Annotated in this window: 18 protein-coding genes; 11 read left to right on the forward strand and 7 right to left on the reverse strand. The window is 69.3% G+C overall.

All coding sequences use genetic code 11. The features are described from left to right. Window positions 1-40 precede the first annotated feature (40 nt). Window positions 41-637 (forward strand): hypothetical protein, encoded by a 597-nt coding sequence (locus K8638_RS33210; protein ID WP_223758697.1) that lies wholly within the window; start codon window positions 41-43, stop codon window positions 635-637. Then, the gene (locus K8638_RS33215) at window positions 634-1,395 is read left to right on the forward strand and encodes a hypothetical protein (RefSeq protein ID WP_223758698.1); all 762 of its coding nucleotides are present in this window, start codon (window positions 634-636) and stop codon (window positions 1,393-1,395) included. The genes K8638_RS33210 and K8638_RS33215 overlap by 4 nt, the downstream gene beginning before the upstream one ends. Before the next feature lie 94 nt (window positions 1,396-1,489). Here K8638_RS33215 and K8638_RS33220 read toward each other — a convergent pair whose 3' ends face one another. Beyond that, window positions 1,490-1,969 (reverse strand): hypothetical protein, encoded by a 480-nt coding sequence (locus K8638_RS33220; RefSeq protein WP_223758699.1) that lies wholly within the window; start codon window positions 1,967-1,969, stop codon window positions 1,490-1,492. Between the two features lie 418 nt (window positions 1,970-2,387). Here K8638_RS33220 and K8638_RS33225 point away from each other — a divergent pair, with 418 nt between their 5' ends. Then, a complete protein-coding gene (locus tag K8638_RS33225) occupies window positions 2,388-5,174 on the forward strand; it encodes a DUF1254 domain-containing protein (RefSeq protein ID WP_223758700.1) in 2,787 nt (928 codons plus the stop codon). Between the two features lie 168 nt (window positions 5,175-5,342). On the opposite strand, the gene K8638_RS33230 is transcribed toward K8638_RS33225, so the two are convergent. Together K8638_RS33230 and K8638_RS33235 are read right to left on the reverse strand one after the other, a co-directional pair. After that, window positions 5,343-6,575 (reverse strand): alpha/beta hydrolase-fold protein, encoded by a 1,233-nt coding sequence (locus K8638_RS33230; RefSeq protein ID WP_223758701.1) that lies wholly within the window; start codon window positions 6,573-6,575, stop codon window positions 5,343-5,345. 237 nt (window positions 6,576-6,812) lie between these two features. Continuing rightward, complete coding sequence (locus tag K8638_RS33235) at window positions 6,813-8,312, reverse strand: GMC oxidoreductase (protein WP_223758702.1); 1,500 nt, start codon at window positions 8,310-8,312, stop codon at window positions 6,813-6,815. 512 nt (window positions 8,313-8,824) lie between these two features. Between K8638_RS33235 and K8638_RS33240 the strand changes: the two genes are divergently transcribed. After that, a complete protein-coding gene (locus K8638_RS33240) occupies window positions 8,825-9,529 on the forward strand; it encodes a class I SAM-dependent methyltransferase (protein ID WP_223758703.1) in 705 nt (234 codons plus the stop codon). 294 nt (window positions 9,530-9,823) lie between these two features. Further along, window positions 9,824-12,526: an ELWxxDGT repeat protein gene (locus tag K8638_RS33245; protein ID WP_223758704.1), complete on the forward strand. Its 2,703-nt coding sequence runs from the start codon at window positions 9,824-9,826 to the stop codon at window positions 12,524-12,526. Window positions 12,527-12,548: 22 nt separating this feature from the next. Here the strand turns inward: K8638_RS33245 and K8638_RS33250 are convergent, their stop codons facing one another. After that, window positions 12,549-13,196, reverse strand: coding sequence for a hypothetical protein (locus tag K8638_RS33250; protein ID WP_223758705.1), 648 nt, complete (start codon window positions 13,194-13,196; stop codon window positions 12,549-12,551). Window positions 13,197-13,739: 543 nt separating this feature from the next. On the opposite strand from K8638_RS33250, the gene K8638_RS33255 reads away from it, so the two are divergent. Together K8638_RS33255 and K8638_RS33260 are read left to right on the forward strand one after the other, a co-directional pair. Further along, window positions 13,740-14,504 carry a CPBP family intramembrane glutamic endopeptidase gene (locus K8638_RS33255; RefSeq protein ID WP_223758706.1) on the forward strand — a complete coding sequence of 255 codons (765 nt, stop codon included), beginning with the start codon at window positions 13,740-13,742 and terminating at the stop codon, window positions 14,502-14,504. Between the two features lie 140 nt (window positions 14,505-14,644). Further along, window positions 14,645-15,778 (forward strand): hypothetical protein, encoded by a 1,134-nt coding sequence (locus K8638_RS33260; RefSeq protein ID WP_223758707.1) that lies wholly within the window; start codon window positions 14,645-14,647, stop codon window positions 15,776-15,778. Between the two features lie 23 nt (window positions 15,779-15,801). On the opposite strand, the gene K8638_RS33265 is transcribed toward K8638_RS33260, so the two are convergent. Beyond that, a complete protein-coding gene (locus K8638_RS33265) occupies window positions 15,802-17,508 on the reverse strand; it encodes an SH3 domain-containing protein (protein WP_223758708.1) in 1,707 nt (568 codons plus the stop codon). A gap of 321 nt (window positions 17,509-17,829) precedes the next feature. Between K8638_RS33265 and K8638_RS33270 the strand changes: the two genes are divergently transcribed. Both K8638_RS33270 and K8638_RS33275 read left to right on the forward strand, forming a co-directional pair. Then, window positions 17,830-18,228, forward strand: coding sequence for a hypothetical protein (locus K8638_RS33270; protein WP_223758709.1), 399 nt, complete (start codon window positions 17,830-17,832; stop codon window positions 18,226-18,228). A 44-nt stretch (window positions 18,229-18,272) separates the two neighbouring features. After that, on the forward strand, window positions 18,273-19,514 hold the full coding sequence (locus K8638_RS33275; RefSeq protein ID WP_223758710.1) for a metallophosphoesterase: 1,242 nt from the start codon (window positions 18,273-18,275) through the stop codon (window positions 19,512-19,514). Window positions 19,515-19,651: 137 nt separating this feature from the next. Here K8638_RS33275 and K8638_RS33280 read toward each other — a convergent pair whose 3' ends face one another. Beyond that, on the reverse strand, window positions 19,652-20,932 hold the full coding sequence (locus K8638_RS33280; protein ID WP_305071207.1) for an FHA domain-containing protein: 1,281 nt from the start codon (window positions 20,930-20,932) through the stop codon (window positions 19,652-19,654). A 3-nt stretch (window positions 20,933-20,935) separates the two neighbouring features. Continuing rightward, window positions 20,936-23,242, reverse strand: a complete 2,307-nt coding sequence (gene trxA / locus K8638_RS33285) for a thioredoxin (RefSeq protein ID WP_223758712.1) — start codon at window positions 23,240-23,242, stop codon at window positions 20,936-20,938. Between the two features lie 286 nt (window positions 23,243-23,528). On the opposite strand from trxA, the gene K8638_RS33290 reads away from it, so the two are divergent. Both K8638_RS33290 and K8638_RS33295 read left to right on the forward strand, forming a co-directional pair. Then, the gene (locus tag K8638_RS33290) at window positions 23,529-25,097 is read left to right on the forward strand and encodes a YdiU family protein (protein WP_223758713.1); all 1,569 of its coding nucleotides are present in this window, start codon (window positions 23,529-23,531) and stop codon (window positions 25,095-25,097) included. A gap of 23 nt (window positions 25,098-25,120) precedes the next feature. Continuing rightward, window positions 25,121-26,176 carry an iron-containing alcohol dehydrogenase family protein gene (locus tag K8638_RS33295; RefSeq protein WP_223758714.1) on the forward strand — a complete coding sequence of 352 codons (1,056 nt, stop codon included), beginning with the start codon at window positions 25,121-25,123 and terminating at the stop codon, window positions 26,174-26,176. Window positions 26,177-26,190: the final 14 nt, after the last annotated feature.

Here is a 26,190-nt window from a genome sequence, read left to right on the forward strand (position 1 = left end):
GTGTTACCATGTCGGCGTGCATTCGCAGGGGGGCATCCCGATGAGACAGCGGACCCTGGTCGCTTGTGTGTTGGCGTGCGCCATCCTGGCCCACGCCAGCCCGGTGCTCGCGAAGGCCCCGCCCAAGCCGCCGATGATCGAGGTGGTGCTGGAGGAGCAGAAGCCTCCCCTCGACTCGGGAAAGGCCGCGATCTACGAGGGACGCGCGGACGCGGCGGGGGTGGCCTTCTACATCAAGAACACGAACATCCAGACGCCGGCGGCCGTGGTGCTCGAGGCAGGCGAGCCCGGTCCGCCGATGACGATGCAGCTCAAGAACGACTTCTCCACCGAGTGGGACCGGACGGTGAGGACGGGTGAGGACGGCCTCGCCATCGCCCGGTTCCGGACCGAGGGGCCCACGGTGGTGCTCGTCAAGAGCGCCGGGGACATGCAGTCCTTCCGCCTGGGCGTGTGGGTTGGCCAGGAGCTGAAGTTCCACACGGTCGCCACGGCGACGCCGTTCGTGACGCCCGCGAAGTACCAGGCGGGGCATGGCGGTGGCTGGCTCCGCCACTGGCCGTGGCTGCTCGCCCTGCTCGGAGTCGCGGCGGGCGGTGTCGCGGTGCAGCGCCTGAGGAGGAGACGCACGCCATGAAGACGCTCCCGCTTGCCGTCCTCGTCACCACCCTCGTCCTGCTGACGCCGTCCGCGGCCATCGCCGATGGCTCGGCGACTCGCATCGTCCAACCCAGCGACCTCCTCGACGTGGTCAGGTGGGGACGCATGAGAAACCCGCCGAGTCCCCCGGGGACGCTGCCCGGGACGGCCAGGGATCGCCCGAGCCCCTTCGTCCGGACAATGGAGGACCTGATCCTGGGCGAGCGGACGACGCGGCCCATCGTCGGCGCCGTGGGCGCCTTCGAGGCCTGGCGCAGACTCCACGAAGCGCTCTCCGCGCTCGACGCGGAGCTGGACCGGCGGATGGCGGATGGCGAAGGCGGGCCGGAGGTTCCGTCCAGCTGCGCCGAGAAGGCCGACTGCAACGCCTGCTTCGAGGCGGCGTACCGCGAGGTGAACTTCACGCGCATCACGCTCGAACGCCTGCGCTCCATCCACTCCCGCACCATCAGCATGATCAAGTGGGCCGAGGGCTTTGGAGACTCGGTTTCGAGCATGCACGGCGTCATGGGGTTGTCCTGGCAGTCTTCCAAGGCGGGCATCGAGCGGCAGCGCGCCCAGTTCAACCAGACGACCCATGCCAAGTACCAGGACCTGCTCGGCAACATGCGCCGCGGCCTGGACATGGTCGCCGAATGCGAGGCGAACCACTTCGACAACCCGGACTGGTACGGCCGCTACGGCTTCATGTACATGGACTTCGTCCGGATGGCCTACCGCCCTTCCGACGGATAGGTCACTCCGGTCGCCAGCCGCTTTCGCGACGTAGGCCTCCGGCGAGTGGGCGTTCAGTCAGGCGGCCCCTTCCGGCTGCGCTCGCGGATGGACGTCAGGAAATGGTGAAGACGAAGACGCTGCGGTCGAGGTACAGCCCGACGTCGTGGTAGTCGAACTGCATGAGGCAACTGTTCCCCAGGTAGTTCGACGTATCAATCTTCGCGGGCACCTTCACGGTGTAGTTCAGGGTTGCCGAGCCGTTGGGGGGCAGCGAGAGGCCGAAGAACGCCGGCTCCGTGAGACGGGGAAACCGGGGGTCTACGTTCAGCAGGAAGCTGCCGACCACCGGATCCACGTTTCCGGAGCCGACCCATACGTGGGCATACAGCGAGGAGGCCTGCGTGGGGTCGGGGTTATAGATGCCGAGCGAGTAGCTGAAGGAGCCGCCGGGAACGGTGGAGCTCCACCCTTGCGACACGATGAACGGCGAGTGCACTCGCATGAGCTTCTTCTTGATCTCCTCGGGAGAAATCCCCGTGAAGTGCTCGCTCTTGGCCTCTCGCTTGTTCTTCTCCACGATCTCCTGAATCAACCGAATGTGCTTCTTCACTTCGCTGGGGGAGAACTTTCTGACTGAGGCGGCTCGTCTGGCCATGATGCACCTTGGCGGAAGGGGTGAACGTTGAAGAGACATCCGCGTCGGAGTGACCGGACGCGCCTCCCTGCAAACGGGAGGAGTCAGGCCGTGCCCGATGTGATTCGTGACTCCTCCATCCGCCTGGCCTGACACGCAGGCGAGCGCATGGAGCGGATAGCCTGTCCCCGGCGAGCCGTGCTCCACCTGTCCCGCCCGAACCGCGGCACCCCTGCCTGCGCCGGACCTTCAGGCCGCTATCTCGCACCATGGGGTGAGGCAAGCGTCTCTGGGCCGGAGTCGGTCCGCTTGTTGTCACTGGGCCTGTGCGCAGCTTGGAGACGAGTTCCAAGCCCTCTTCGCCGAGCCTGACACGATGCTGACTTCAATCGATCCACATGCCCGCTGGGGCGATCTGGCGAACCTGCCCTTCCTCGAGGGCTACCCGACGAAGGAATCAGCGGATGCGCTCCGCGCAGAACTGCAATTCGAGCGAGCTGTTCAGGTCTACCTGTGGGCTCTGCCCGCCATGAACCTCTTCGCCATGCGCAAAGCCCAGGAACGGCAATTCGGCGCTGGCGCGAGCGTGATGGCCATCTGGCATGACCGGCTCGACGCGAAGCCCCTCGTCACGACGCCCAATCCGGACGTCATCCACGCGATGGCCTGGCTCGACTTGAAGCGGGACGGCCCGGTCGTCATCGAGGCTCCCCCCGGGTTGCAGGGACTCCTTGATGATGCCTGGCATCGGCCACTCACGGATGTGGGCCTTGCGGGACCTGACCAGGGCAAGGGAGGCAAGTACCTCCTGGTGCCGGCTGACCACGAGGGTGAGATTCCGGATGGCTATTTCACCTTGAGGTCGCCGACCCATGGCGTGTTCGTGTTCTGGCGCGCCTTCCTGGAGGCGGGCAGGAGTGAGCCGGGCGTGGCCCTCTTGCAGAGGACACGCATCTACCCTCTCGCACGGAAGGACGCACCACCCGCAATGCGCTTTGTGAGTGCTTCGGGCGTGCCACTGAACCTGGACTCTCCGCGCGACATCACCTACTTCGAGAACCTCGCCAGCTTCATCAACAACGAGCCGGCCGCGCCGGAGGACTTCGCGATGCGTGGCATGGCGGCTACGCTCGGCATCGTCAAGGGCCGGCCGTTCCAGCCCGACGCACACATGAAGTCGTTGCTGGAGACGGCCGCTCAGGTCGGCTTCAAGATGTCGACGGCTGTGGCGTACGCCGATGACCCAAGCGTCCAGGCCTACGAGGACCGGATGTGGCGGCCCGGTTTTCACGGAGGCAGCCCGGTCTTCAAGACCGATACGTATCTCGACGTCGACGCGATGCTCGCCTCCTTCCACTCGGCGGACTCGACCCGCCCCGCGATGACCGTCGCGATGCCCGGCAGGGGCGCCCAGTACCTGGGGGGCCTCACGGATGCCGACGGCGACAACCTCCTCGGGGAGAGGTCCTACCGTCTGCATGTTCCCGCCGACGTGCCAGTCCTCAATTACTGGTCGGTCGTGCTCCATGATGCAGACACGAGGGCCCTGCTCGACAATGGCGAGCGCATTCCCTCGATTGCGTCCAACAGCAACCTGCGCCTGAACCCGGACGGCTCGGCGGACATCTTCTTCGGCCCTGAAGCGCCGAAGGACGGGAGCGCCAACTGGCTCAAGACGGTGCCCGGGCGCGGGTGGTTCGCGGCCATCCGCCTCTACAGCCCGACCCAGGCCTTCTTCGACAAGACGTGGAGGCCCGGCAACATCGAGAAGGTGCGCGAGCGTCAGACCCCGGCGAAGCGCGCCTCCCTGGAGCAACTTGCCACCGAGGCGTTCCTCTACGGCTTTCCACTGGTCGAAGGCGTGAGCGGGCAGGTGCGGCTCTCGACGGTCCCCGTCGCCTCGGTGGCAGCGCCGGTCAACACGTTTGGGCATGAAACCACGCTGGCGACCCCGGAGCGGAGCCGCAAGGCCGGGGTCGTCTCACCCAACAGCGATACGCTCTACACCGTGGCCCAGGTGGACGTCGGGCCAGAGCCGCTCGTCTTCCGTGTGCCGGACATCCAGGGCCGGTACTACGTGTTCCAGTTCATCGATGCCTGGACGAACAATTTCGCCTACGTCGGCCTCCGTTCCGCTGGCGAGCACGCGGGGGAGTTCCTGCTCGTGCCTCCAGGCTGGAGCGGCGAGGCTCCCCAGGGGATGCGTGTCATCCGGGCCCCGACCCGGCTGTTCATGATCACGGGCCGGCTCCTGGTGAATGGCGAGGAGGACATCCCGAACGCCACGAAGCTGGCCGCGGCGTTGGCGCTCATCCCGCTGTCCCAGTACCCGCGACTCTCCGATACCCGTTCACGCAAGCTGGGCGACTGGCCGCTTCCGCAGCCGGAGCCGAACGTGCCGCAAGAGCTGATGTTCTGGGAGCGGCTCCGGACGTGGGCCATGGCGTACCCTCCGCACCCGGACGACGCCGCATACCAGCAGCGCTTCGAGCCGCTGGGGCTGCTGGCGCAGCGGAGTCCCTATGTGGGGGCAGACCCGGCGCTGGCCGCCGCGCTGCGGGCCGGAGAGGAGGCGGCTCGGGCCACCATCGACCAGGAAGGGCAGCGACTCTTCCCGCTGCGCAACAACTGGCAGGCCGCGTGGGAGATGTTCAACTACAACACTCACTTCTTTGAGTTCGGCACGCTCGACGCGCCCCGGTGGAAGATTGCCCAACCGGAGCGAAGCCGCCTCGTCCGCGCTGTCGCCGCTCGCCTCGCCATCTGGGGCAACCAGGCCTACGAGGCGTTCTACCCGTTCACCTTTCTGGACGCGGACGGCGCGCCGCTTTCCGGCGAGCACCGCTACGTCGTGCACTTCGACCAGCCCCCACCGGTGGACGGCTTCTGGTCGCTCACCATGTACGACGCACCGGACTTCATGTTGGTGGACAACCCCCTCCGGCGGTACGCCATTGGCGATCGGACGCAGGGCCTCCAGTACAACCCGGATGGCTCGCTGGACCTCTACCTCCAGAAGGAGTCACCCGGACCGGGGCGAGAATCCAACTGGCTGCCGGCGCCCGCCGGGCGGTTCCGCCCCATGCTCCGGATGTACGTGCCCAGGTCCGAGGCGTTTGACGATGGGAAGTGGCGCCTGCCGCCGATAAGGCGGGGGGCGTAACGCGCGGCCAGTGCGCCGTGGCGTCCGGAACCCGCATCAAGGAGCAGCAGCTGGACCTGTTCGCCGACCGGACCAGCGCCCATACTGCTGGACTCCGCGCAGTGGTTCCACACGGAGTTGGTCCGCATCCAGGGGCAGTGCCGGCACGGCCCCCGAGCCGGGCGAGGCTCAGGGCGCGGGTTGCGCGGCGAGCCGCGCGCGCACCGCGTCCGCGTGCTTCTGATAGTCGGGGACGTGGGCGTCCTGGTGCTCGCGGCCGAGCGCGACGGCGCGCTCGCAGTGCGTGAGCGCCTCCTGGAGTCGGCCTGCCGCCTCCAGTGCATCGCCCAGGCTGTCGTGGGCGTTGGCGGAGTCGGGGTAGAGGGCCACGGTGCGCTCGAAGACCGCGAGCGCCTGGGGAAGCTGCTTCTCCCGCAGGTGCCAGTAGCCCACATTGGTCAGCATGTCCTCCGGGGGCGGCATGGGGTAGCCCAGGCGCCGGCTCAGCGCCGCGTAGTGCGCCTCCAGGGGCGCGAGGTCGTTGCTGAAGCGGACCTTCTCCGCCGGCTTCCAGCCGCTGAAGACGAACTTCAGCCCCGCGTACGCACCGATGTGCGGAAGGGTGCCGTGGTCCTCGTCGGCCACCTCGTCGTAGTGCCACGTGAGGGAGGGGAGCTTCCGCTTCTTCATCGCCTGGGTGAGCGTGCGCAGGCGGTTGATGTTGGGCGTCTCGGTGGCGTCCTCGTCGAGGTACAGGATGCGGCCCGGCGCGGTGAGGCGCGAGAAGGCCTCTGGGGCCTTGCGCACGAGCTCGGCGCTGTTCCAATGAATGGACGGGGAGATGGCCACGTAGGCGTTGAAGCTCTCCGGCCTGTTCACGAGCGTGTGCATCGCGAAGAGGCCGCCGAAGGAGTGGCCCATGAGGACGCGGAAGGGCCGCGTGCGGTAGCGCGCATCCACGGTGGGGATGAGCTCCTCGTTGAAGAAGCGCAGGAAGGTGTCCGCGCCGCCCGCGGTGGGCGCGACGTCGATGAGGAGCTGGCCATTGTCGGCGCGCTCCGTCTTGCTGAAAGGCGGCGTGAGGTCGCGGTCGCGGTCCTTCGTGTTGGGCACCGCGACGACAATCATCTCCGGCAGGCGGCCGCGCCGGGAGAGGAACTCCACCATGCTGCTGACGTGGAGGAAGTGGGACTCACCGTCCAGCACGTAGAGCACGGGGTAGCGCGTGGTGGGGGACGACGCGTAGCTCCCCGGCAGCGAGACGAGCAGCGGCCGCTCCTCGCCCAGCACCTGGGACTGCACGCTCGTGCGGAGGCCCACGGTGATGGCCAGTTCCTCGGCGGCGGCGGGCATGGCCTGGAAGAGGACGGCCAGCAGGGCGAGGCTCAGTGCGGCACGGCGGAGCGGCAGAGGCGGGCGCAAGGGCACTCCTGTGGGAAGGGAGGCCGGAGTCGCGGGCGGGGCCGGCCGCGCGAGCTTCCGAGCTCCGATGGAGCGCGGAACGATAGAGCCACGCGCGGCGGGTTCAAGCGTTGGTTGCGGAATGAAGCGAATCCGCTTGCACCCCGTGTCTCGCAGGCGCGTGCTCCGGGGCTGGCATCTGCGCGGGGTCTCTCGACTGACGCGCACAACCTCCCATACGTGCCGGGCCCGCGGGCTCTACGTCAGGTCGGTGTTGATGATCTCTTCGATGTTGCGCTCGGCCAGCGCGGTGATCGTGACGAACGGGTTCACCCCGATGCTGCCCGGGATCAGCGCTCCGTCGATGACATACAGCCCGGGATATCCAGGAAGCCGTCCGTGGTTGTCGGTGGCCTGGTTCAGCACGCAGCCGCCAAGTGGGTGGTACGTGAGGTCGTCACCCCAGGTCTTGTAGACGCCAAAGAGGTCGGTCCGGTACACCGTGCCGGCCTTCTTGTTGATCGCGTCGAACACCCGTTTGGCCGCGTCGATTGACGGCTGGGCCATGCTGGACTTCCAGGAGAGGTCGACCCTGCCAGTGGACGCGTTGAAGGTGAACCGGGCGCGGTTCGGGTTCCGGGTGATCGCCAGATAGAGGTTGATCCAGAGCTCGGAGCCGGCCGGAAACGGGGCGATCTCCGCGAACACCGGCCCGGCGGGGTCCGCCCAGTTGTCGATGCCCATGGCGGGCATGCCCGACTGGAGGGCCCCCGTAAGGTCCAGCCCGGCACGGGCGACCATCACGTTGCCGTTGTTGCCCCAGCCCTCCCCGACCGCCGGGGGCAGGCCGGGCAGCTTGCCCTGGGCACGCATCGAGACCAGCAGCTTGCTCGTGCCGACGCTGCCGGCCGCGAAGAACACCCGGTCCGCGGTGACGGTCTTGCTCGCGACGGTGTTACCGGAGGTGTCGAGCTGCCTCATCTCGACGGTGTAGCCCCCGCTGGAGGCCGGGGCGACGGAGGTCACCATGTGCAGGGCCGAGATCCTGAGCCGGCCCGTGGCCGCGGCGGCGGCGAGGTACGTCTTGTCCAGCGACCTCTTGCCGTGGTTGTTGCCGTAGATGACCTCGGAGGCCAGCGACGAGCGTGGCACCTCCTTGGCCGCCTCGCGCTTCATGTAGTCGAAGTCGTAGACGTTGGGCACGAACGTCGTCGTGAAGCCCGCGTTCCGCGCCCGCATCCGGCTGACCCGGGCGTACTGGTAGCAGTCGGTGGTCTCGAACCAGGCCGGGTCGATGTGGTTGACCCCGAGGGCGGCGTTCGCACGGGGGAAGTACTTCGAGTACATCTCGTCGGAGTCGACCGACGGCAGGACCTCTTCGAAGTAGCTCCGCTTCGGAGTGACCGCCATGCCGCCGTTGACCAGGGACCCGCCGCCGACGCCTCGGCCCTGGTAGACGCGGATGTCGCCGAGGCGCTCCGTGTCGAGCACGCCGGTATACTTCGGGATGCGCTTGTTGACCGGAATGCCGAGGAAGTAGCCGACGGGCTGATCGGTCTGGGTCTTCAGCCAGTAGGACCGTCCGTCGGGGTTGAGCATGTCGCAGAAGATCTTCCCGTCGGAGCCCGGAGTGGTCCAGCTCTGCCCCATCTCGACGACGTGAGTGTGGATGCCCGCCTGCGTCAGACGGAGCGCGGCCACCGCCCCGCCGTAGCCGCTGCCAATGACGAGCGCTGACACGTGCTCCCCGCTGGCCATGGCCGCTCCGGCGCCGACGGCCGCGCTGTTCGCCAGCGAGGGAATCGAGAGAGCGCCAAGCGCGGAACCGGCTCCAATGAGGAATCCACGTCGCGAGATACGGGCGGAATCACTTACGGGATGCATCGTCGACACCCTCCGTGACTCGACTCCCCTCGTTCGGGGGGCAAAGTGAAAATGCTATATCTCGTCTACAAACAAGACAGTCAGCCTCATCTGTGCGCTCTGTGGGGTGGAGGACAAACCGGAAGGACCGTGGAGTTTGAATCCTTCACGATGGAAAGGCAGACATGGCTGGTTCCACGACCGTAGCGGCCATCGGCAGCGTGAGGATTCAAGACATGGATGGACTGCCTCACCGGCCCCCGTGGGTCGGAAGCGACATGCCCGCCGCCCCGCTGAATCAGGAATCGAGCCCCCTTGAAAGAATCCAGCCAGCGTGGTCTGAAGCATTCTCGCTGATACCTTTGGAATCTTTTGGGGGCCCGCCTCGACCGCGGTGGGAAGGTGCCATGACGACCCGGCTCAACGCGTACTACCAGCGGACCATCCAGGAGTACGACAAGGCGCACCTCGCACCGGATGACGAACACTACGTGGCCATGAGCCGCACGCTGCCGGCGGCGAAGAGCCTGGGGGTTCGCTCGCTGCTGGACGTGGGCTGCGGCACGGGGCGCGCGCTGGCCTGGTACGCCCGCGAGCTGCCCGGTGTGACGCTCAACGGCCTGGACCCTTCGCCCGAGATGGCCGACCAGGCGCGCCAGCGCGTACCGGAGGCAGACATCCGGGTGGGTCAGGGCGAGGCGCTGCCCTATGTGGATGGCCAGTTCGACATGGTGTGCGCCACCGGGGTGCTCCACCATGCGGACCACCCCGAGCCCTGCATCCGCGAGATGTTCCGCGTGGCCTCCAAGGCGGTGCTCATCAGCGACCACAACAACTTCGCTTTCGGCGGTGATTGGTCGCGCCGCCTGCGCCTGGCGCTCTATGCGACGGGCACGCTCGGGCTCTTCACCTTCATCAAGCAGGGATTCCGCCGGCAGGGCTACTCCGAGGAAGACGGGTACTGGTACCCGTACTCGCTGCTCAACAACTACGGGCTCATTTCCCAGCTGGCGCGTGAAGTGTGGGTGGTACCGACGCGCCCCTCCAACGCGAACCACCTCGGCAACTTCATGATGAGCCAGTCCCACCTGGCCATCTGGGCCGTGAAGTAGCGGATGTCGAAGTGCCCCTGCCCGTCCGTCACCTGACAAACAGTTCCCTCCCAGGAACGGCTGGCATGGAGGGTCCTCGCCCCCAGCTTACTCCCCACTCCGTGCTTCGAACGGCTTCGGCCCAAGGGGAGGTGCTTCATGTCCGCCAACCGGGTTCCGCAAAGGATCCTCCTTCCAGTCCTGGCCCTCGCCATGGCCTGCGGGCCCATGTCCGCACCTCCAGACGAGCCCGAGCAGGCGGGCGCGCGGAGCCCAGCCACGGAGCTCGAGGCGTTCTCCACCTCACATGATGGCGTGAGCAACCCTTCCCGCGTGGAGGACATCGCTCCGGGGCAGCCCGGCTCGGCGCCCTCCTCGCTGACGGATGTGGCCGGGAGGCTCTTCTTCATCGCCACCGACGCGGAGCACGGCACCGAGCTGTGGAAGAGCGACGGCTCCAGCCGTGGCACCCGCCTTGTCGAGGACATCACCCCCGGGCCCGAGAGCTCGGAGTTTCACGCGCTCACCGCGGTGGGCCGGACGCTCTTCTTCGTCAGGGCCACTCCCGACTACCGCGCCGAGCTGTGGAAGAGCGATGGCACCGCCGGTGGCACTTCCCATGTCATGGACATCGACCCCAGCACCAGCGTGTGGGGGCCCCCGGAGCTGACCGCCTTCAGGGGCTCGCTCTTCTTCGTCGCCACCGACGAGGAGCACGGCACCGAGCTGTGGAAGAGCGATGGCACTCCCGGAGGGACCTCCCGGGTGGTGGACCTCGTCCCAGGGCCCGAGAGCGCATATCCCCGGGAGCTGACGGTGGTGGGGGGCTCCCTCTACTTCTTCGCCGCGCACGCGCTGTGGCGGACCGATGGGACGGAGGCGGGCACGGTGCTCGTCCGCCGGTTCGAGTCAACGGAACCGAACGAGTTCCCCCACTTCCTCTCCGCGACGGACGCGGCCGGGACGCTCTACTTCTTCATGTTCTTCGACTACGAGGACCGTGAGGACCCACCCGGCTTCGTGACGCTTTGGAAGAGCGATGGCACGCCGGAGGGCACGGTCCCCCTCGCGGAGGTGCGGCCTCCCGGTGAGGACCTCGACGCCTTCTCGATGACGGCCGCCGGGCGCCGCGTCTTCTTCCTCTCGAGTGACCCGGCCGCTGGCGTCGAGCCGTGGACGAGTGACGGCACCCCCGGCGGCACCCGGCGCATCGCGGACCTGCGGCCCGGTCCGGACAGCTCGCATCCCCGGGAGCTGACCGCGCTGGGCGGGGTGCTCTACTTCTGCGCGTACGTGCCGGGGCTCGGCGACGAGCTGTGGCGGAGCGATGGCACCCCCGGTGGCACCCGGCTCGTGAAGGACATCCTCTCCGGAGAGCCCAGCCCCAGCCTCGCCTTCCTGAAAGCCGAGGGTGGGCGGCTCTTCTTCACCGCTCGAGAGCCGCGCACGGGCCATGAGCTGTGGACGAGTGATGGGACGCGCAAGGGCACCCACCGCGTGGATGACCTCGCCCCGGGTGCCTTCTCCTCGTCGCCCCGCGATTTCACCCGCTCCGGCTCGCGGCTCTTCTTCGTGGCCCAGGACCGCTACCGGGGCGCCGAGCTGTGGTCCGCGAAGCTCGACTCGCGAGGCCGCCTCTCCGGGGCCGAGTTCCTCTCGGCGGAGAGCAGCTCGATGCGCTCGGGCTCGGGTCCCGCGTACCTGCTGCAGGACCTCGTCCCCGGCCTGGGGGACCCGTCCCTGTACTCAGCGGTCGACGCGGACGGGAGGCTGTTCTTCTTCGCTCGCGACCTGAGCACGGGCCTCGAGCCGTGGACGAGCGACGGCACGCCCGAGGGCACCCGGCTCGTCAAGGACCTCCGCCCCGGCCCCGAAGGCTCGGTCTCGCGCTTCACCTATGAGCAGGCGATGGTGTCGCGCGGGAGGCGGGTCTTCTTCACCGCGGATGACGGCATCCACGGACGCGAGTTGTGGACGAGCGACGGCACGGAGAGGGGCACCCGGCTCGTCAAGGACATCCTGCCCGGCCCCGGCTCGAGTGGGGCCACCCCGTTCGTGGCGGGCGGCGTGCTCTTCATCGTCGCCGATGACGGCGTCCACGGAAGCGAGCTGTGGAAGAGCGATGGCACGGCGGCGGGCACCGTGCTCGTCAGGGACATCTTTCCCGGCGAGCCCGGCTCGGGTCCGTTCCACCTGAACGAGCTCCGGGGCTCGCTCATCTTCCTCGCCACCGACCCCGTGCATGGGCCCGAGCTGTGGCGGAGCAATGGCACGCCCGAGGGCACCTTCCGCGTGTCGGAGACCGACATCGGCTTCAAATACGAGCCGATGCGGGTGGTGGGAGACCTGCTCTTCTTCAACGCCGAGGACTGGGTGCACGGCTACGGAGAGGAGCTGTGGCGGAGCGATGGCACGCCCGAAGGCACCTTCATGCTGGGCGACCTCGCCCCGGGTACCCAGGGTTCCTACCCCGCGACCCTCACCGGCGTGGGGGGGAAGGCCTTCTTCTTCGCCTACAACCAGGTCTACGGCCGCGAGCCCTGGGTGAGCGATGGCACGCCGGAGGGCACCCGCCTGTTGAAGGACGTGAACCCTGGCGACTTCTGGTCCGTCTCCTATCCGGGGACAGGCGCCGCCAGTGATGGGACGTTCTTCTTCGCCGCGGCGTCCCCCGGCTACGGTGAGGAGCTGTGGAAGAGCGACGGCACGGAGGCGGGCACGGTGCTCGTCAAGGACATCAACCCCGGTCCGGCTTCCTCGACCCTCTGGGCGGAGCTGTACGGTGTGGACGGCCGCCTCCTCTTCGGCGCCGATGACGGCGTCCACGGCGCGGAGTTGTGGAAGAGCGATGCCTCGCGGCGGGGGACTCGTCTGGTGCAGGAGCTCGTCCCTGGCCTGAAGGGCTCCATGCCCTTCCCCCGGTACTTCATCCGCTCCGGCCGGAACGTCTTCTTCCTCGCCGATGACCTGGCTACGGGCAAGGAGTGGTGGGTCGTCCCCGTGCGCGCGCTGGACTGACAGCAGGGCTCGTTTGAGTGGGTCAGTGCGACGCCAGCCGTATGCCCATCGTGAAGGACCCGTGCCGGCGTCCCGCCACCGCGGCGGCCGCGGCGAGCTCCACCGAGAGCCAGCCGAACGTCACCGTGCGCCATGCGCCGCCGAGCGTGACCTGCTCCAACCGGCTCAAGTCGAAGCGGGCACCGGCTTCGCCAGTCAGGACGTGCCAGTCCTCCGTACGCCAGGTCACGCTGGCCGTGGGGGCCAGGCGGAGCCCACCTCGGGTGCCATCGAGCGTCTCCTCATTCAGCCACGGAAGCGTGGCCCCACCGTGGACGGTGAGACGGCCAGAGCCGGCGGACAAGCGCCAGGCCACGCCCGGTTCCACGCCAAGGCGGAGCGAACTCGAGGCCACGAATGTCGGTGGCAGGTGCACGCGAACGGACAGGTGGAGCTTCTGCTCGTCGCGATGCTCATCACCCAGGAAGAAGCCATATCCGACCCCGATGGATGCCGGCCCGAGTCGCGGGCTGCTTCCTTCGGAGCGATAGGCCAGCCAGGTCAGGGAGGCAAAGAGGTCCGGACTGGCGCTTCTCCAGGAGTCGTATATCGACAGTCGCAGCGTGCTGGCGAGGAACGACCGGGAGCGCTCATCCTCCCGCAGGGAGAGGCCCTGGGCGGTGACGGACACGGACTTGTCCTTGCATGGGTTCCGCAGGAGCCCGAGGTCTCCCAGCATGAGCCCCAGCGGGAGTGGATCCCTCGGCGCCAATGACACACGCGAGTAGAGCCGCAGGGCGTCCGCGTGTGACAGCGTCTCCGGGCGGGTTGACGACGGACGGTCATGGGGCTCCAGCAGCTCGGAGTACGCTCCACGCTCGGCACAGCGTGGAAAGACCACATAGCCGGCCGATGCCACGGCGGGCCATGCACCGACCACGAGCATGAGCGCAGCGGCGATACCTTCCACACGTCTGGAGCGCGGCACCGCCGGATGCCGTTTTTCATTCCTCATCGGGTGGAGGTTCCTCGCACGGCCTGCCGTTGGCCGGGTGCGACGCATGAGAGCAGACCGCGCCCCCGGCCTTCATCATGGCTTCATCACGGATTCCACACGCGCCACGCACACGCAGTCCGTGAACCGGGATGGCGCTTGCGCAAGCGCCGCCGGTGGTGTTCATGCGGGATACCGTGGCCCGGGAGGCTCCTTCTTCCGCCACGGCTCCGCGTCGCCATGAACCCCTCCCCTCCTGCTTCCGCTGTCCCGGCCGCCTCGCGCGCCCGGCACGTGCTCGCGTACGTCGTGCTCTTCGCCTGCTACGAGGCGCCGGAGGGACTGGGCGGGCGGTGGCTGGGGAGCGCGCTGGTGGCGGCGGTGATGATGACCCTGTTCCACCCGGTGGCCTGGGGCGTGGGGAGGTGGCTGGGGTACCGCAACGGCTTCCACGCGTACGCGCTGGAGTGGCGTGGCCGGGCACTGGGGCCGGCGCTGGCGCTGATGCTCGTGCTCAAGCCCCTGTCCGTGTTCGCGGGCGGAGCGCTGGGCATCCTGCGCGTGCAACCGCTGGCGCAGCTTCCCGGTGCTGGCGCGCTGGTGCTGGCGGCACTGGGCGTGGCGGTGTCCACCCTCGTGCCGTCCGTGGCCGAGGACATCGTGGCGCGTGGCTTCTGGCTCCGGGCGTGGCCGGTGGCGGGACAGGGAGCGGGCTACGCGCTCCTCGCGGCGGGTGTCTTCGTGCTCACCCACGTGTACCGCCTGGGCAATGGCCCGCTGGAGTGGCTGATGCTCTTCTGCACCGGCCTGGCCTTCGCGGCCGCCGCGGCGCGCACCGGCTCGCTGTGGGGCGCGGTGGGCCTGCACTGGGGCTGGAACCTCGCCAACGGGCTGCTGGACCTCGCGCTGGACGTCACACCCGTGAACCCCTGGTCGCCGGTGTTGTCGGCCGCCACGGGACTGGTGGCGCTGGCACTGGTGTCGCTGCTGCCCCGCCGCGCCTGACGGGACCACGCCGCTTCCCCCTGGCACCCGCGAACGCGCGCCAGCGTGTGTCGGGACGGTGACAACGGGGGTGGTAGCGTTTCGGGAGGCCGGTGGAGCCTTTGGTGGTGCACGCGAGGGCTGGCCCGGGAGCGCGTCGCATGTGGCTGGAGAAGAGCTCGGAACGGTGGACGGCGCGGCTGAGGCCGTCAGGCTGGGGACGGTACGTCGCGGCGGTCCCCCTGGCGGTGTGGCTCTGCGGCTGGGCCGTGGGAGAGCTGTTCGCCCTGGGGGCGCTGGTCTTCACCTTCCGGGAACTGCTGCTGCCCGAACAGCTGGAGGGCGCCCCGCCCACCGGGGCCACGAACTCCGCCGAGGGCGTAGTGGGGGCGATTCTCTTCCTGGGCGTGTGGCTGACGATGTGGACGGTGGGAGGTGCCGCCTCCCTGCGTGCACTGCTGGCACTGCTGCTGAGCGAGGAGCGTCTGTCCTTCAACCCCTCCGGGGTGACGCGGTGGTGGCGGGTGGGCCCGTGGCGCTCGGAGCGGCACCTGAAGCGCGGTGAGCTGGTGGATGTGAACCCGGAGGACCCCGGAGGCGTGCTCGTCGCCAGTCTGGCCAGCGGGGAGACGGTGACGCTGCTCCAGAGCGGAACGGTGGAGCAGCGCCGGGAGCTGGCGGAGCTGCTCCGGGAGCTGTTCGCGCTGGCCCGGGACGAGCCATCGCTGGCGGACCACACTCCGCCGGGCTGGGAGTGTGAACGGCTCCCGAACGGCGCCTGGGTCCTCGGGGCCGCGCGCCACGTCCGACGACAGGAGGTGCTGGGCTGGAGCTTCGCTGCGCTCGTCCTCGCGGCGTGCGCGGGAGGGCTGGCGCGGCGGATGTTCATCGCGGGGGGCGACTGGACGGGCTCCCTCTTCGCCTGGGTCCTCACCGTGCTCGCGGCGCTGGCGGGGCTGCGGGCATGGCGCGGCCACCAGGGGCGGGAGTCGTGGGAGGTTCAGCGGGGCTCGCTCGTCCACGTCTTCCACGGCCTCTTCCACACCCGGCACACGGGGTACGCGTCCCCCAAGCTGGTCCTCGAACGCACTGTCGACAGCGACGGGGACGCGAGCTTCGAGCTGTGCGTCCACTCGCCAGCAAAGAACAAGCGCCTGGGGAGCCGGGCCACCACGCCACGCGGGCTGCTGCACCTGGGGTACTGGTTCGCCCGAAGGCTGGACGTTCCGCTCATCCTGGAGCCTCCGGACCTCGACCGCCCGGAGGCTCCGGCCGCCCGCCGGAGCCGGGGCTGATCTCCTCGGCTCCCGGCCCTCCGTCACTCCTCCGGCGGCGTGGCGACGAGCAGCCCGTAGGAGCGGTTGAACCAGTTGGTGCCGTCCTCGTTCGTGCCCCCGGTCTTGTTCCACGAGGCCTCGAAGTCCTCCCAGGAGTAGACCTCCTCGCGGTTCTGGAAGGGGTTGTAGACGCGCACCATCCACTCTCCGCTGGCGTCCTGCTCCACCGCGCGCACGTTCACCCAGTGCGCCACCTGCTTCGTGCTGTCGTCGAAGTCACGCAGCATGCCGTCCACGCTGCCGGACGTGTCGATGTTCACCAGCGCGACGAGCTGCTGCCCCTCGGCCAGCAGCCGCGCCATGTCCTCCGGCCGGGTCATCTGCCCCGCCGTGTACTCCGCCGTCCAGCCAGCGGCCTCGTACATCTTCTCCAGGTCCGCGTTGTTCGTCGTTCCCCGGCCCTTGAGGCGGGACTCGCTCACGTCTCCGTTGGAGTCCTTGAAGAGGGTGAGCGCCTGCTGCGGCGTCAGGCCCAGCGAGGCTCCCACCGCCAGGGGGCCGCACAGGTTGTAGTGCGTCGCGGGCCAGCCCTCGCCGAAGACCGTTTGCAGGTTGAAGTACTGCGCGGCGGCGCCCTCCTGCACCGCATACCGGCTCCACTGGCCCACCTGTCCGCGGCCCAGGTCGCTGTCCGCGCCAAGGAACGGACTCTCCGCGGCCACGCCGCCTTCGGGCACGCCGTTGAAGAGCAGGGCCGTCTGCTCGCGCACGGCGGCCTGCCACTGCTCGTGGAAGATGGCCTGCCGGTCCTCGGGAGGCAGGTGGTGCCACGTCCGCGCGTCGATGGACGGCGGCGGAGGGCCATTGGGGTCGAAGTCCGGCGGCGGCCAGGCCTCCGCCACGGCCTTCTCCCGCTCGGCCTGGATGAGCCGCTGCTGGCCCTCCGGCCCCAGAGCATTCCAGATGGGGATGTCCAGGTCGGGGGGCCGGGTGCCGTTGACCAGCCAGTCCTCGAAGCGCGGCGGCGGGGGCGGCGGCGGGGCCTCGGTGTCCGTAACCAGCTCCGCGAAGACCCAGCCCTGTGTCCCATCCTCCAGCTCCACATTCAGCCAGGTGCCGTCCTCGTTCTGGCCAATCACCTGCATCCTGTCGCCCACATTCTGGCCGTCGATGACCCGGGTGCCCTCGGTGCCCGGGGCGTTGCGGATGTTGACGCCCTCCCTCGGGGTGACCCAGCGCGCGTCATCGTCCGCCACCTGGCGGCCCGCCACGCCGGACAGTCCCAGTTGCCGGATGAGCGCCTCCCGCTGCTCGCCCGGAGGCAGCGAGAGCACCTGCCGGACCTGGGTGGCCGGCACCGACACGGGCTGGGAGTACTGGGGGTGCAGGGCCTGCCACTGCCCCAGCGTCTCGTACCGCACCTCCGGGTGGTTGGGGTCCACCACGGAGCCGTCCGGCCTGCACACCAGCGCGTGGCCAACCCCGTCCCTCGAATCATTCATGAGGATGATGGAGTCTCCCGGCCGGGCCAGCCCCATCGCCTGCTCGAGGCAGTTGGTGCGGCCATCACCGAGCCGCTCCGTGTGCAGGTTGCTCGCGAGGGTGAGGTTCGGCTGTCCCCGCGCCTGGGACGTGGGCTCGAATTGGGAGGTGGCCGGGGACGGCGCCGCCGGCCTGGACTGGACAGGCGCGGGCGCCTGACGGGGAGGCGGAGGAGGAGGCGGCGGGGAGCGGGTGAAGCGAATCATGGCGGGCGCCCTCGTGGATGAAACGTCTCATCCATGTGTCGGGCCGAGCCCGGTTCCGGTTGAATTAAACGGAGTTAAATCCGCCGCGCGGCGTCATCTCAGCCCTGGAAATCCCGATGCCAGGCCCCGAGGGGGGACAGCGCGCACGACCGGGTTCACTCGCTGTTTCGGCGAGCAATGTGGGTGCCGTCCTGCGTCACGTCGCCATGACAGAACCATGACAAAGACGCGGAGATCTCATGACCACTCGGCCTCCCCTGCCTCTGTAGCGTGACGCTGGTCGTTGCCCTGCCCGGTGCGACCTCATCCTTGGAGCACGCAATGCGTGTCATCACTGCGTCCCTGCTCGTGGCTGCTGTCACGGAACTCTCGAAGAGCTCGCCGCTGGTGCGGGACAGGGATGTGGCCGCATGGTGTGACCGGAACCTCGTGGACTACCACGGAGACGGGCTCCACAAGCAAGGGATCTGGGATGCGGACCTCGAGGAGGCGCGCGGAGAGCAGCGCCTCCTGAAGTTCAAGAGCGGGGACAGCAAGCAGTCCCGGGTGGGCTGGGCGCTCATCGCCCGCGGGACCAAGGCACGTGAGGCCGCCGCGCGCAGGGGCTGGCACGAGATGGTCTGGAACGGAGCGCAGTGGGACTGGCTCCGGGTGCCCACCCCGAGCGCCGCGGCCGCAATGGGCGCGGAGCCGGTGCGTGCCGAGCCGGCCTGGAGTTGACTCGGCCAGGGCCGTATGCCTGGGAGGAGTGTTAGAAGCGGCTCATGCCGACGTCCGTCGTCTACCCGGTCGCCTACCTCACCGACGTGGAGGGGCTCTGGCGGAAGCTGACTACCTTCTGCCAGGACAATCCGCTCGTGTCCCTGGAAGACGGGGAGCGCCTCGTGGTGTCACCGGGCGCGACCTTCGTCTTCGGGGGAGACGCCATCGACCGCGGCCCGGACGGACGGCGCGTGGTGCGCACGCTCCTGGAGGCCCGGCGGCGGCAACCCTCCCAGGTGGTGCTGCTCGCGGGCAACCGTGACATCAACAAGCTGAGGCTGGTGCGCGAGCTGCGCGGCCACCCGCTGGCGCGGACGCCTCCCGAAGTGCGCGGCGCCCCACGTCCCGTGCTGCTCCGGTGGATCTTCGAGAACACCATGGGCGCGCGCGGCGCCTTCGAGTTCCGGAGGGCCGAGCTCGCCCGCGCCGGCGCCCCCGTGAGCGACGAGGACGTGGTGGACAGCTACCTCGAAGACCTCGGGCCCGGGGGCGCGCTGCGCGAGTACCTCTCCGTGTGCCAGCTCACCCACCGCATCGGCAACACGCTCTTCCTTCACGGGGGGCTGCACGAAGACAGCCTCGGCACGGTGCCCTCCCTCGGACGCGTGGAGGGCGTGGACGCCTGGGGCGAGGCCCTCAATCAGTGGTACCGCGAACAGCTCGAAGCCTTCGCGGAGGAGCGCTTCGACGCGGATGGCAGGCCGGCCTGGGAACCGGTCATCGCCTATCAGGCGCCCACCCCGGGCCAGCGCGTCAACACGGGCAGCGTCGTGTACGGGCGCATGGCCAACGAGCGCAACCATCCCAGCCTTCCCTCACCGCACCTCATCGAGACGCTCAAGCGAGCGGGCGTCCACCGGCTCGTGGTGGGACACACGCCCAGCGGCGACTGTCCCTCGCTGCTCCTGGACGACGCCTTCGAGCTCATCCTGGCGGACAACTCCTACGGCCGGGTGGAGGGCGCCTCGCGCGTCTTCATCGGCGAGGGCTCGGTCCGCATGGAGGGTGAGGTGAAGCTGGACGACGGGCGGATGGAGTGGTTCCGCCATGAGCACGTGCTCGGCGACACCTCGGGCCCCTTCGGCCGGCAGTTGGTCGACACCGGGCAACTGGTGAAGGGCCCCCTCCAGAGCGGGGAGTGGCTGCTGTTCCGCGCACTGCCGGAGTTCCGCATCGAGCAGCTCGCGGTGAACCCGAGCACCCTCGAAGGACGGCCGCTGGGCCCGGCGCGAGCCCCGCCCTGAGCGGGCCGCCTCCCGCCTGCTCGGCCTCCACGCCGTGGCGCTGGCCACAGCCCCGGGGACCTGGACAGGGACGGCGCTCCGCTGATGCCTTGGCGTTCAGCAGAAGTCCGTCCCCGCCCCCATCGGGGAGTCCTGCGTCAGCTCAGGGTGAAGGTCACCCGGATGCCGCCGAGCAGGTACTCGTCGCCGTCCGACACGTGACGGCGGGTGATGCGCGCTTCCTGGAACCATGTGCCGTTCGAGGACTTGAGATCCTCGATGAAGTACTCCGCGCCTTCCCGCACCACCGCCACGTGCTCGCGTGAGACTCGCGCCGATCTCACCACCAGGTCGCAGTTCGGACCACGACCGATGATGAAGCGCTCGCGCGAGACCAGCACCGGCTCCCGCTCGTCGAGCTTGACCCGGAGCGACAGGCCCGGCTTGGCCGGGACGATGATGGTGTTCTCCGCGCGAGCGCCCGACCTCGGCGCACGAGGCTGCTCCCCGCCGCTCCTGGCTGGCGCGGCATCCCCGCGGTGCCCTGCACGTGCGGACAAAGCCTCACCGTCGTCGTGGGCCGCGCGGTCCCCCGCTTCGTCCGAGTCCTCGCCTCCCGGCTCCTCCTCGGACTCGTTCTCCGAGTCATCCTCGTCGTCGTCCGCGCCCTCTTCGGCCGCGGCCCTGGCGCCGTCTTCGTCCTCCGCGGAGTCGACGTCCTCCTCGTCCTCGTCGCCCCCCTCCTCCGCGGAGTCGGCGTCCTCCTCGTCCTCAGACTCGGCCTCGTCCTCCTCCTCATCCGCGGAGTCGGCGTCCTCCTCGTCTTCGGATTCGTCCTCGTCGCCCTCCTCATCCTCCGAGGAGTCGGCGTCCTCCTCGTCTTCAGACTCGTCCTCGTCCTCCTCGGAGTCCTCCTCACCGTCGAGGGGGCGATCCTCTACCGGCAAGACCAGGCGATCGACGTCCTCGACGATGTCCCGGATACGAGCCGCCACGGCCAGGCGCAGGGCCTCCGTATCCGGCGCGGCTTCCTGAGCGAGCGCCTCGGGCTGCACGGGGGCCGGTGCGCTCTCGGAGGCAGCGGACTCCGCCCCCTCCCGTGCCGCGTCCTCCGCGGTCTCCGGCCTCGCTTCCACGGCCGCCGCCGCACGGTCGAGGTCGCGCCCCTGCTCCGCCATCTCGAGGCGCGGGCTCGCCTTCCCGCCGCCCTCCTCCCGAGAGGCCTGGGAATCCACGAGCGGTACGGGAGCCGTCGCTCGCGCCGGCGCCGCGTCCAGCAGGCTGACCTGCGTGGGAGTGATGAAGCCGAACTGCCGCGCGAGCGAGAAGATGGCCTGGTTGAGCAGGACGTCGCGGTCCACGCCCATCTCCCGGCTCATCGTCTCCAGCGCGGTCCAGAGCGGGTCCGAAATGCTGACTGTCCGAGGAGTACGGTTCATGGCTCAGCTCCCCCTCAGGTTGTCCTGCCAGGGAGACACGTTGGAGGCATCAATCAACCAGAGGAACATCGCCTGCATCTCGGCGTACTGCAGCTCGGCGATTCCCACCAGGTTCGAGTGGAGCTCATCGATCTCCACGCCCTCGAACTGGAAGCCCGGTGAATTCGACATCCGCGCCCCCCGACCGCCCGTCACGCGACGATCCCTGCAGCGCCAGAGCCGCTGGCTGGCCATGCCCGCGGCATGGCCGAAGTTCTCGGGAGGAGACACCTTCCCGGGCATGGCCAGGCGGCTCTCCCCACAGGCCCACAGCAGCCAGGTGAGCGCGTTCCAGTCGGCGCGGGCCGCGCGCGCGAGGTCCGGCAGTCCCATCTTCCCGATGGGGAACTCCTCGTCGATGGAGACCGTCTCGTCCTCCCCTTCGAGCTCCTCCACGGCCAGGTCGACGGGGCCGGAGGGAATCAGGGCGGACACGTCCGGCGGCATCCAGGGCGGGGACGCCCCGGGCTTGAAGCGCTTCAGCAGCGCCGTGCGCAGCATCTGCAACCGCGTGGCGTACTTCTGGATGATGCGCTGGATGGCCGCCAGGTCCTGGGCGGGCGCCTTGGGAAGGTCGTTGTAGGTGGAGTGAGGCGTCTGCTTCGCCGGCCAGAAATCGAACCGGGGGAAGAGGCTCCGCGCGTACGTGCGGAGGAACCCGGCGGTATCGGGCTCCACCGTGGCCAGCGCCTCGGCGTCCGCCAGGGCGTGCTCGTCCATCCCGAGGTTCAGCAGGATGAGGCCGCGGGTGAACAGGTAGGCCGTGCGCTCCGGCGCGAGCAGCAGCGCGGCGTTGATGAAGTCGAGCGCCGCCCGGGGGCGGTCGGACTGGTCGAGCAGCACCGCGTACCCGCGAAGGAGCATGGCCGCGTCACCCCCACGCAGGATGACATCCGCCATGGGCGCCCAGCTCTGCCCCGCTCCCTCCAGGACCTCCCCCGCGACGCCCCGCGCGCTCTCCGGCGCCCTCGGGAGCGTCACCCGGGCCAGCAATTCCACCAGCGGCTCCACCCGCTGCTCACTCGCCGCCGCGCGCGCCATGGCCAGGATGGCTTCACGGTGCCGCTTCGCGGCGACACACGCGTCGGCATGCTCGCGCCACGCGAGCGCCGGCCTGGGCGCGTTCGAGAAGACGGGCGAGCGCATCATCTCGGCTTCACCCTGCGCGACGCCCAGGTCTCGCGTCAGCACCACCTTGCCGTCCCGGTCGAGCAGCGACCAGACGCCACAGACCAGGTCCTCCTCGCACCGGCCCTCGTCGAACACGACGCGAGGGTCCGTGTACTCGTCCTCCGCGCGCGAGTGATAGCGGCCGGAGCGCGAGCCATGGACGTACTCGGCCTCCCAGATGAGCTCGCCCTCCGGTGTCCAGAAGCGGCACAGCCCGTGCCGCTCCCTCTCCGCATCCAGGCCAACGAGGGCCCACTGGCTCAGGTCCTCGCGGAACTCGGCCTCCAGCGGAACACCCTGGGGGCGATCCGGGTACGGCTCGCCAGTGCTCGGCACCACGCGGCGGTCCTGGCCGTCGAAGTGCTGTATCCCCGTCACCCGTCCGTGGTCATAGACCATGACCGTCTTGCGAACCCGGTCCGAGATGCCGTTCTCGTGCATCCGCTCGGTCGTGAAGCCGTCGGTGGCGTACCAGGTCCGAGGGCCGTGCAGCTCGCCCTCCACGAACTGGCCGTCCTGGGACACCGCGCCGCCCTCGTGGAATCGCCTGAAGGGGCCGTGCGGCTTGCCATGCCGGAAGATGCACTCGTTGCAGAGGGTGCCGTCGGCGCGCCAGTACTTCCACGGGCCGTGCTTCTCTCCGTCCTCGTCCAGGCCGCCGTGGCCCCACTCCCGGTCGCCCTCGTCCCACTCGGCCTCGGGGTGCACGCCCGGCGGGCGGATGCCCTGCTCCGTCAGCTTCTTGTTCTCCTCGGCCCGGCTCACCGCGGCGGTGTCGAGCGTCTTCAGTGAGTGGACCAGCGCCTCGAGCCGCCCGCGTGGCAGCGCGCCACTCGAGCGGTGCACGACGATGCCGTCCTTGAAGGCAATGAGGGTGGGAATCGACTGGATGTCGAACCGGCCCGCGACGTCCTGCTCCGCCTCGGTATCCAGCTTGCCGAAGACGACGTCCGGGTTCGCGGCCGCGACAGCGTCGTAGACGGGGGCGAAGGCGCGGCAGGGGCCGCACCACGCTGCCCAGAAATCCACCAGGACCACACCGGGCTTTCCGGTCGCCTGTTCGAAGGTCTCCGCCGTCAGCTCGACGGTGTGCTCGCTCAAGATGGCTCCTCTGACGATGTCGCGGTCGCTTCTAGCGAAAGCGCATTCCGCAGGCCACAGTTACAACGTTCCGTGGGCCGCCCCTCGCACTCTCGAAGTTCGAGAGCCGGGACTCCGGCGCCGAGCCGCCGCTACGAGAAAACCGAGGGGGCCTGTCGCAGCCCTGACGGGCGAAAAAGGTGGCGGGCGGCCGATGGCCAGCCTTACGTACGTGCGGGCCCTGGTTGCGAGGCGGACTGAGCCGCTTCGTCATGCACCGCCGTGGCCGTCCGCGCATCCCTCCCCCATGCTTCGGTTCCACTCCCGCTTCCTCGAATCCACTCCCGGAGACCCGCTCAGCGACCGCCGCCCGCGCCAGGTCCATGGCGCGCTCTGGTCGAAGGTGCAGCCGACGCCCGTGTCCGCGCCGCGCCTGGTCGCCTGGTCTCCCGAGGTCGCGCGGATGCTGGGGCTGGACGAGGCCACGCTGCGCACCCCCGAGGCGACGCAGGTGCTGTCCGGCAACGCGCTCTGGCCGGGGATGGAGCCCTACGCCGCCAACTACGGCGGGCACCAATTCGGCAACTGGGCCGGGCAGCTCGGGGACGGGCGCGCCATCGTCCTCGGCGAGCTGCTGGCTCCCGATGGGACGCGCCACGAGCTGCAACTCAAGGGAGCGGGGCCCACGCCCTACTCCCGCCGCGCAGACGGGCGCGCGGTGCTCCGCTCGTCCATCCGCGAGTTCCTGTGCAGCGAGGCGATGCACCACCTCGGCGTGCCCACCACGCGCGCGCTGTCGCTCGTCGCGACGGGTGACTCAGTCATCCGGGACATGTTCTATGACGGCAATCCCGAGGCCGAGCCCGGTGCCATCGTCTGCCGCGTCGCGCCCACCTTCCTGCGCTTCGGCAACTTCGAGCTCTGCACGAGCCGTGGGGACGTGGCGCTGCTGAAGCAGCTCGCGGACTACACGGTGACGCACTTCTTCGCGGAGCTCGGCACGCCGTCCAAGGAGACGTACGCGGCCTTCTACCGCGAGGTCGCGCGGCGCACGGCGAGGCTCATCGCGCACTGGCAGGCCGTCGGCTTCGTCCACGGCGTGATGAACACCGACAACATGTCGATTCTGGGCCTCACCATCGACTACGGCCCCTACGGCTGGGTGGACGACTTCAATCCCGGCTGGACGCCCAACACGACCGACGCGGGCCAGCGGCGCTACCGGTTCGGCAACCAGCCCGCCATCGGGCTGTGGAACGTCGAGCGCCTGGGCGCCGCGCTGATGCCGCTCTTCGACGACGACGAATCACTCGTCGAGGCCGGGATGCTCGAGTACCAGCGCACCTTCGAGGAGGAGGCCGGGCGGCGCTTCGCCGAGAAGCTCGGGCTGTCCTCTCTGAGGGACGAGGCGGACGTCACCCTGGTGAATGGCTGCTTCGCCTGGCTCGCGGCGGAGGAGACGGACATGACCCGCTTCTTCCGCGGCCTGTCCCACGTCGTCACGCTGGCGGAGGCGCCCACGTCACTGCCTCCGGTGGTGCGCGAGACCTTCTATGGCGAGGTGCCCGAGGCACACGTGGCGAAGGGCGTCGAGTGGCTCTCCGCATGGTGGCACCGCACGCGGCGCGAGGACGTGCCCCCGGCGGAGCTGGCGCGGCGCATGGATGCCGTGAATCCGAAGTACGTCCTGCGCAACTGGCTCGCCCAGGAGGCCATCGACGCCGCGCACGCGGGTGACGACTCGAAGGTGCACACGCTGCTGGACGTGATGCGCAGACCCTTCGAGGACCAGCCCGGCCGCGAGGTGTACGCCTCGAAGCGTCCGGACTGGGCGCGCTCGAAGCCGGGCTGCTCCGCGCTCTCGTGCAGTTCCTGAGCGGCCCTGCCATCCTCGCGCCGATGCCTTCCCGTACACACCCCCTCCACATCCCCGCCCTCGTGCGCATCAAGCCCGGTGCGCTGGACCGGACCGGCGTCTACCTGGCGCGCGCGGGGCACCGGCGCGTCGTCCTGCTGGTGAGCACCGGCCTCCAGCCCGCGCTGGCCCAACGCCTGGAGGCCAGCCTCGCGAGGGAGGGCATCTCGCTCATCGCGCGGGAGGAGGTGGACGAGGCGAGCTTCGAGCAGGCCACCGCGCTGTTCGCCCGCGTGCCCGGAGGCTGCGAGGCCATCATCGGGTTCGGCGGTGGACGCGCCCTGGATGTCGCCAAGTACGTGGCCTTCCTCGCCGGCCTCCCCTACCTCGCCGTCCCGACGTCCCTCTCGAATGACGGCTTCTGCAGCCCCCAGTCGAGCCTCACGCAGGGAGGAAGGCGCCGCTCGCTGCGCGCGGCGATGCCGTCCGGCGTGGTCGTCGACACGGATGTATGCCTCCGCGCGCCGGACCCGCTCTGGTGGTCGGGCGTGGGCGACCTCGTCGCGAAGGTGACGGCCATCGCCGACTGGAAGCTTGCGTTCCACGCCCGGGGCACCCCGGTGAACGACTTCGCGGCCCTGCTCTCGGACGCGACGGTCTTCCAATTCATGGCAAGGCCGGTGAGAGACCTGGAGGGAGTCCGCCTCCTGGCCACCTCATTGATGCTGAATGGAATCGCCATGGAGGTGAGCGGCTCGTCACGTCCGGCCAGCGGCAGCGAGCACCTGCTGTCCCACGCGCTGGATACGCTGGCCAGCCGCCCCCGCCCGCATGGACTCCAGGTCGGAGTCGCCACGTATGTCGTCAGCCGCTTGCAGGGACAGGGCACGGAGCGCGTGGCCTCCGTGCTGGAGGCCACCGGTTTCTGGCGCGGCATCACCGCGGACCCGCTTTCACGCCGGGAGTGGCTCGAAGCGGTGCGCCTCGCCCCGACCTTGAAGGAGGACTTCTACACGGTGCTCTCCTCGCGGGATTGCACGCCGGAAGTCGAGGATGTCCTGCGGACGGACCCTCAATTGCGGGGCTGTTTCGTTGACTGAGGGTGTGTTTATTA

The sequence above is a fragment of the Myxococcus sp. RHSTA-1-4 genome, from assembly GCF_020037125.1.
Taxonomy (GTDB): Bacteria; Myxococcota; Myxococcia; order Myxococcales; family Myxococcaceae; genus Myxococcus.

What these genes read in the sequence shown, in the direction of transcription:
- K8638_RS33240 (WP_223758703.1), top strand. Translation starts at nt 8,825, where the DNA reads ATGACGACCCGGCTCAACGCGTACTACCAGCGGACCATCCAGGAGTAC.
- K8638_RS33280 (WP_305071207.1), bottom strand. Translation starts at nt 20,932, where the DNA reads ATGAACCGTACTCCTCGGACAGTCAGCATTTCGGACCCGCTCTGGACC.
- K8638_RS33235 (WP_223758702.1), bottom strand. Translation starts at nt 8,312, where the DNA reads ATGGCCAGCGGGGAGCACGTGTCAGCGCTCGTCATTGGCAGCGGCTAC.
- K8638_RS33260 (WP_223758707.1), top strand. Translation starts at nt 14,645, where the DNA reads ATGTGGCTGGAGAAGAGCTCGGAACGGTGGACGGCGCGGCTGAGGCCG.
- K8638_RS33295 (WP_223758714.1), top strand. Translation starts at nt 25,121, where the DNA reads ATGCCTTCCCGTACACACCCCCTCCACATCCCCGCCCTCGTGCGCATC.
- K8638_RS33290 (WP_223758713.1), top strand. Translation starts at nt 23,529, where the DNA reads ATGCTTCGGTTCCACTCCCGCTTCCTCGAATCCACTCCCGGAGACCCG.
- K8638_RS33265 (WP_223758708.1), bottom strand. Translation starts at nt 17,508, where the DNA reads ATGATTCGCTTCACCCGCTCCCCGCCGCCTCCTCCTCCGCCTCCCCGT.
- K8638_RS33255 (WP_223758706.1), top strand. Translation starts at nt 13,740, where the DNA reads ATGAACCCCTCCCCTCCTGCTTCCGCTGTCCCGGCCGCCTCGCGCGCC.
- K8638_RS33225 (WP_223758700.1), top strand. Translation starts at nt 2,388, where the DNA reads ATGCTGACTTCAATCGATCCACATGCCCGCTGGGGCGATCTGGCGAAC.
- K8638_RS33275 (WP_223758710.1), top strand. Translation starts at nt 18,273, where the DNA reads ATGCCGACGTCCGTCGTCTACCCGGTCGCCTACCTCACCGACGTGGAG.
- K8638_RS33270 (WP_223758709.1), top strand. Translation starts at nt 17,830, where the DNA reads ATGCGTGTCATCACTGCGTCCCTGCTCGTGGCTGCTGTCACGGAACTC.
- K8638_RS33215 (WP_223758698.1), top strand. Translation starts at nt 634, where the DNA reads ATGAAGACGCTCCCGCTTGCCGTCCTCGTCACCACCCTCGTCCTGCTG.
- K8638_RS33210 (WP_223758697.1), top strand. Translation starts at nt 41, where the DNA reads ATGAGACAGCGGACCCTGGTCGCTTGTGTGTTGGCGTGCGCCATCCTG.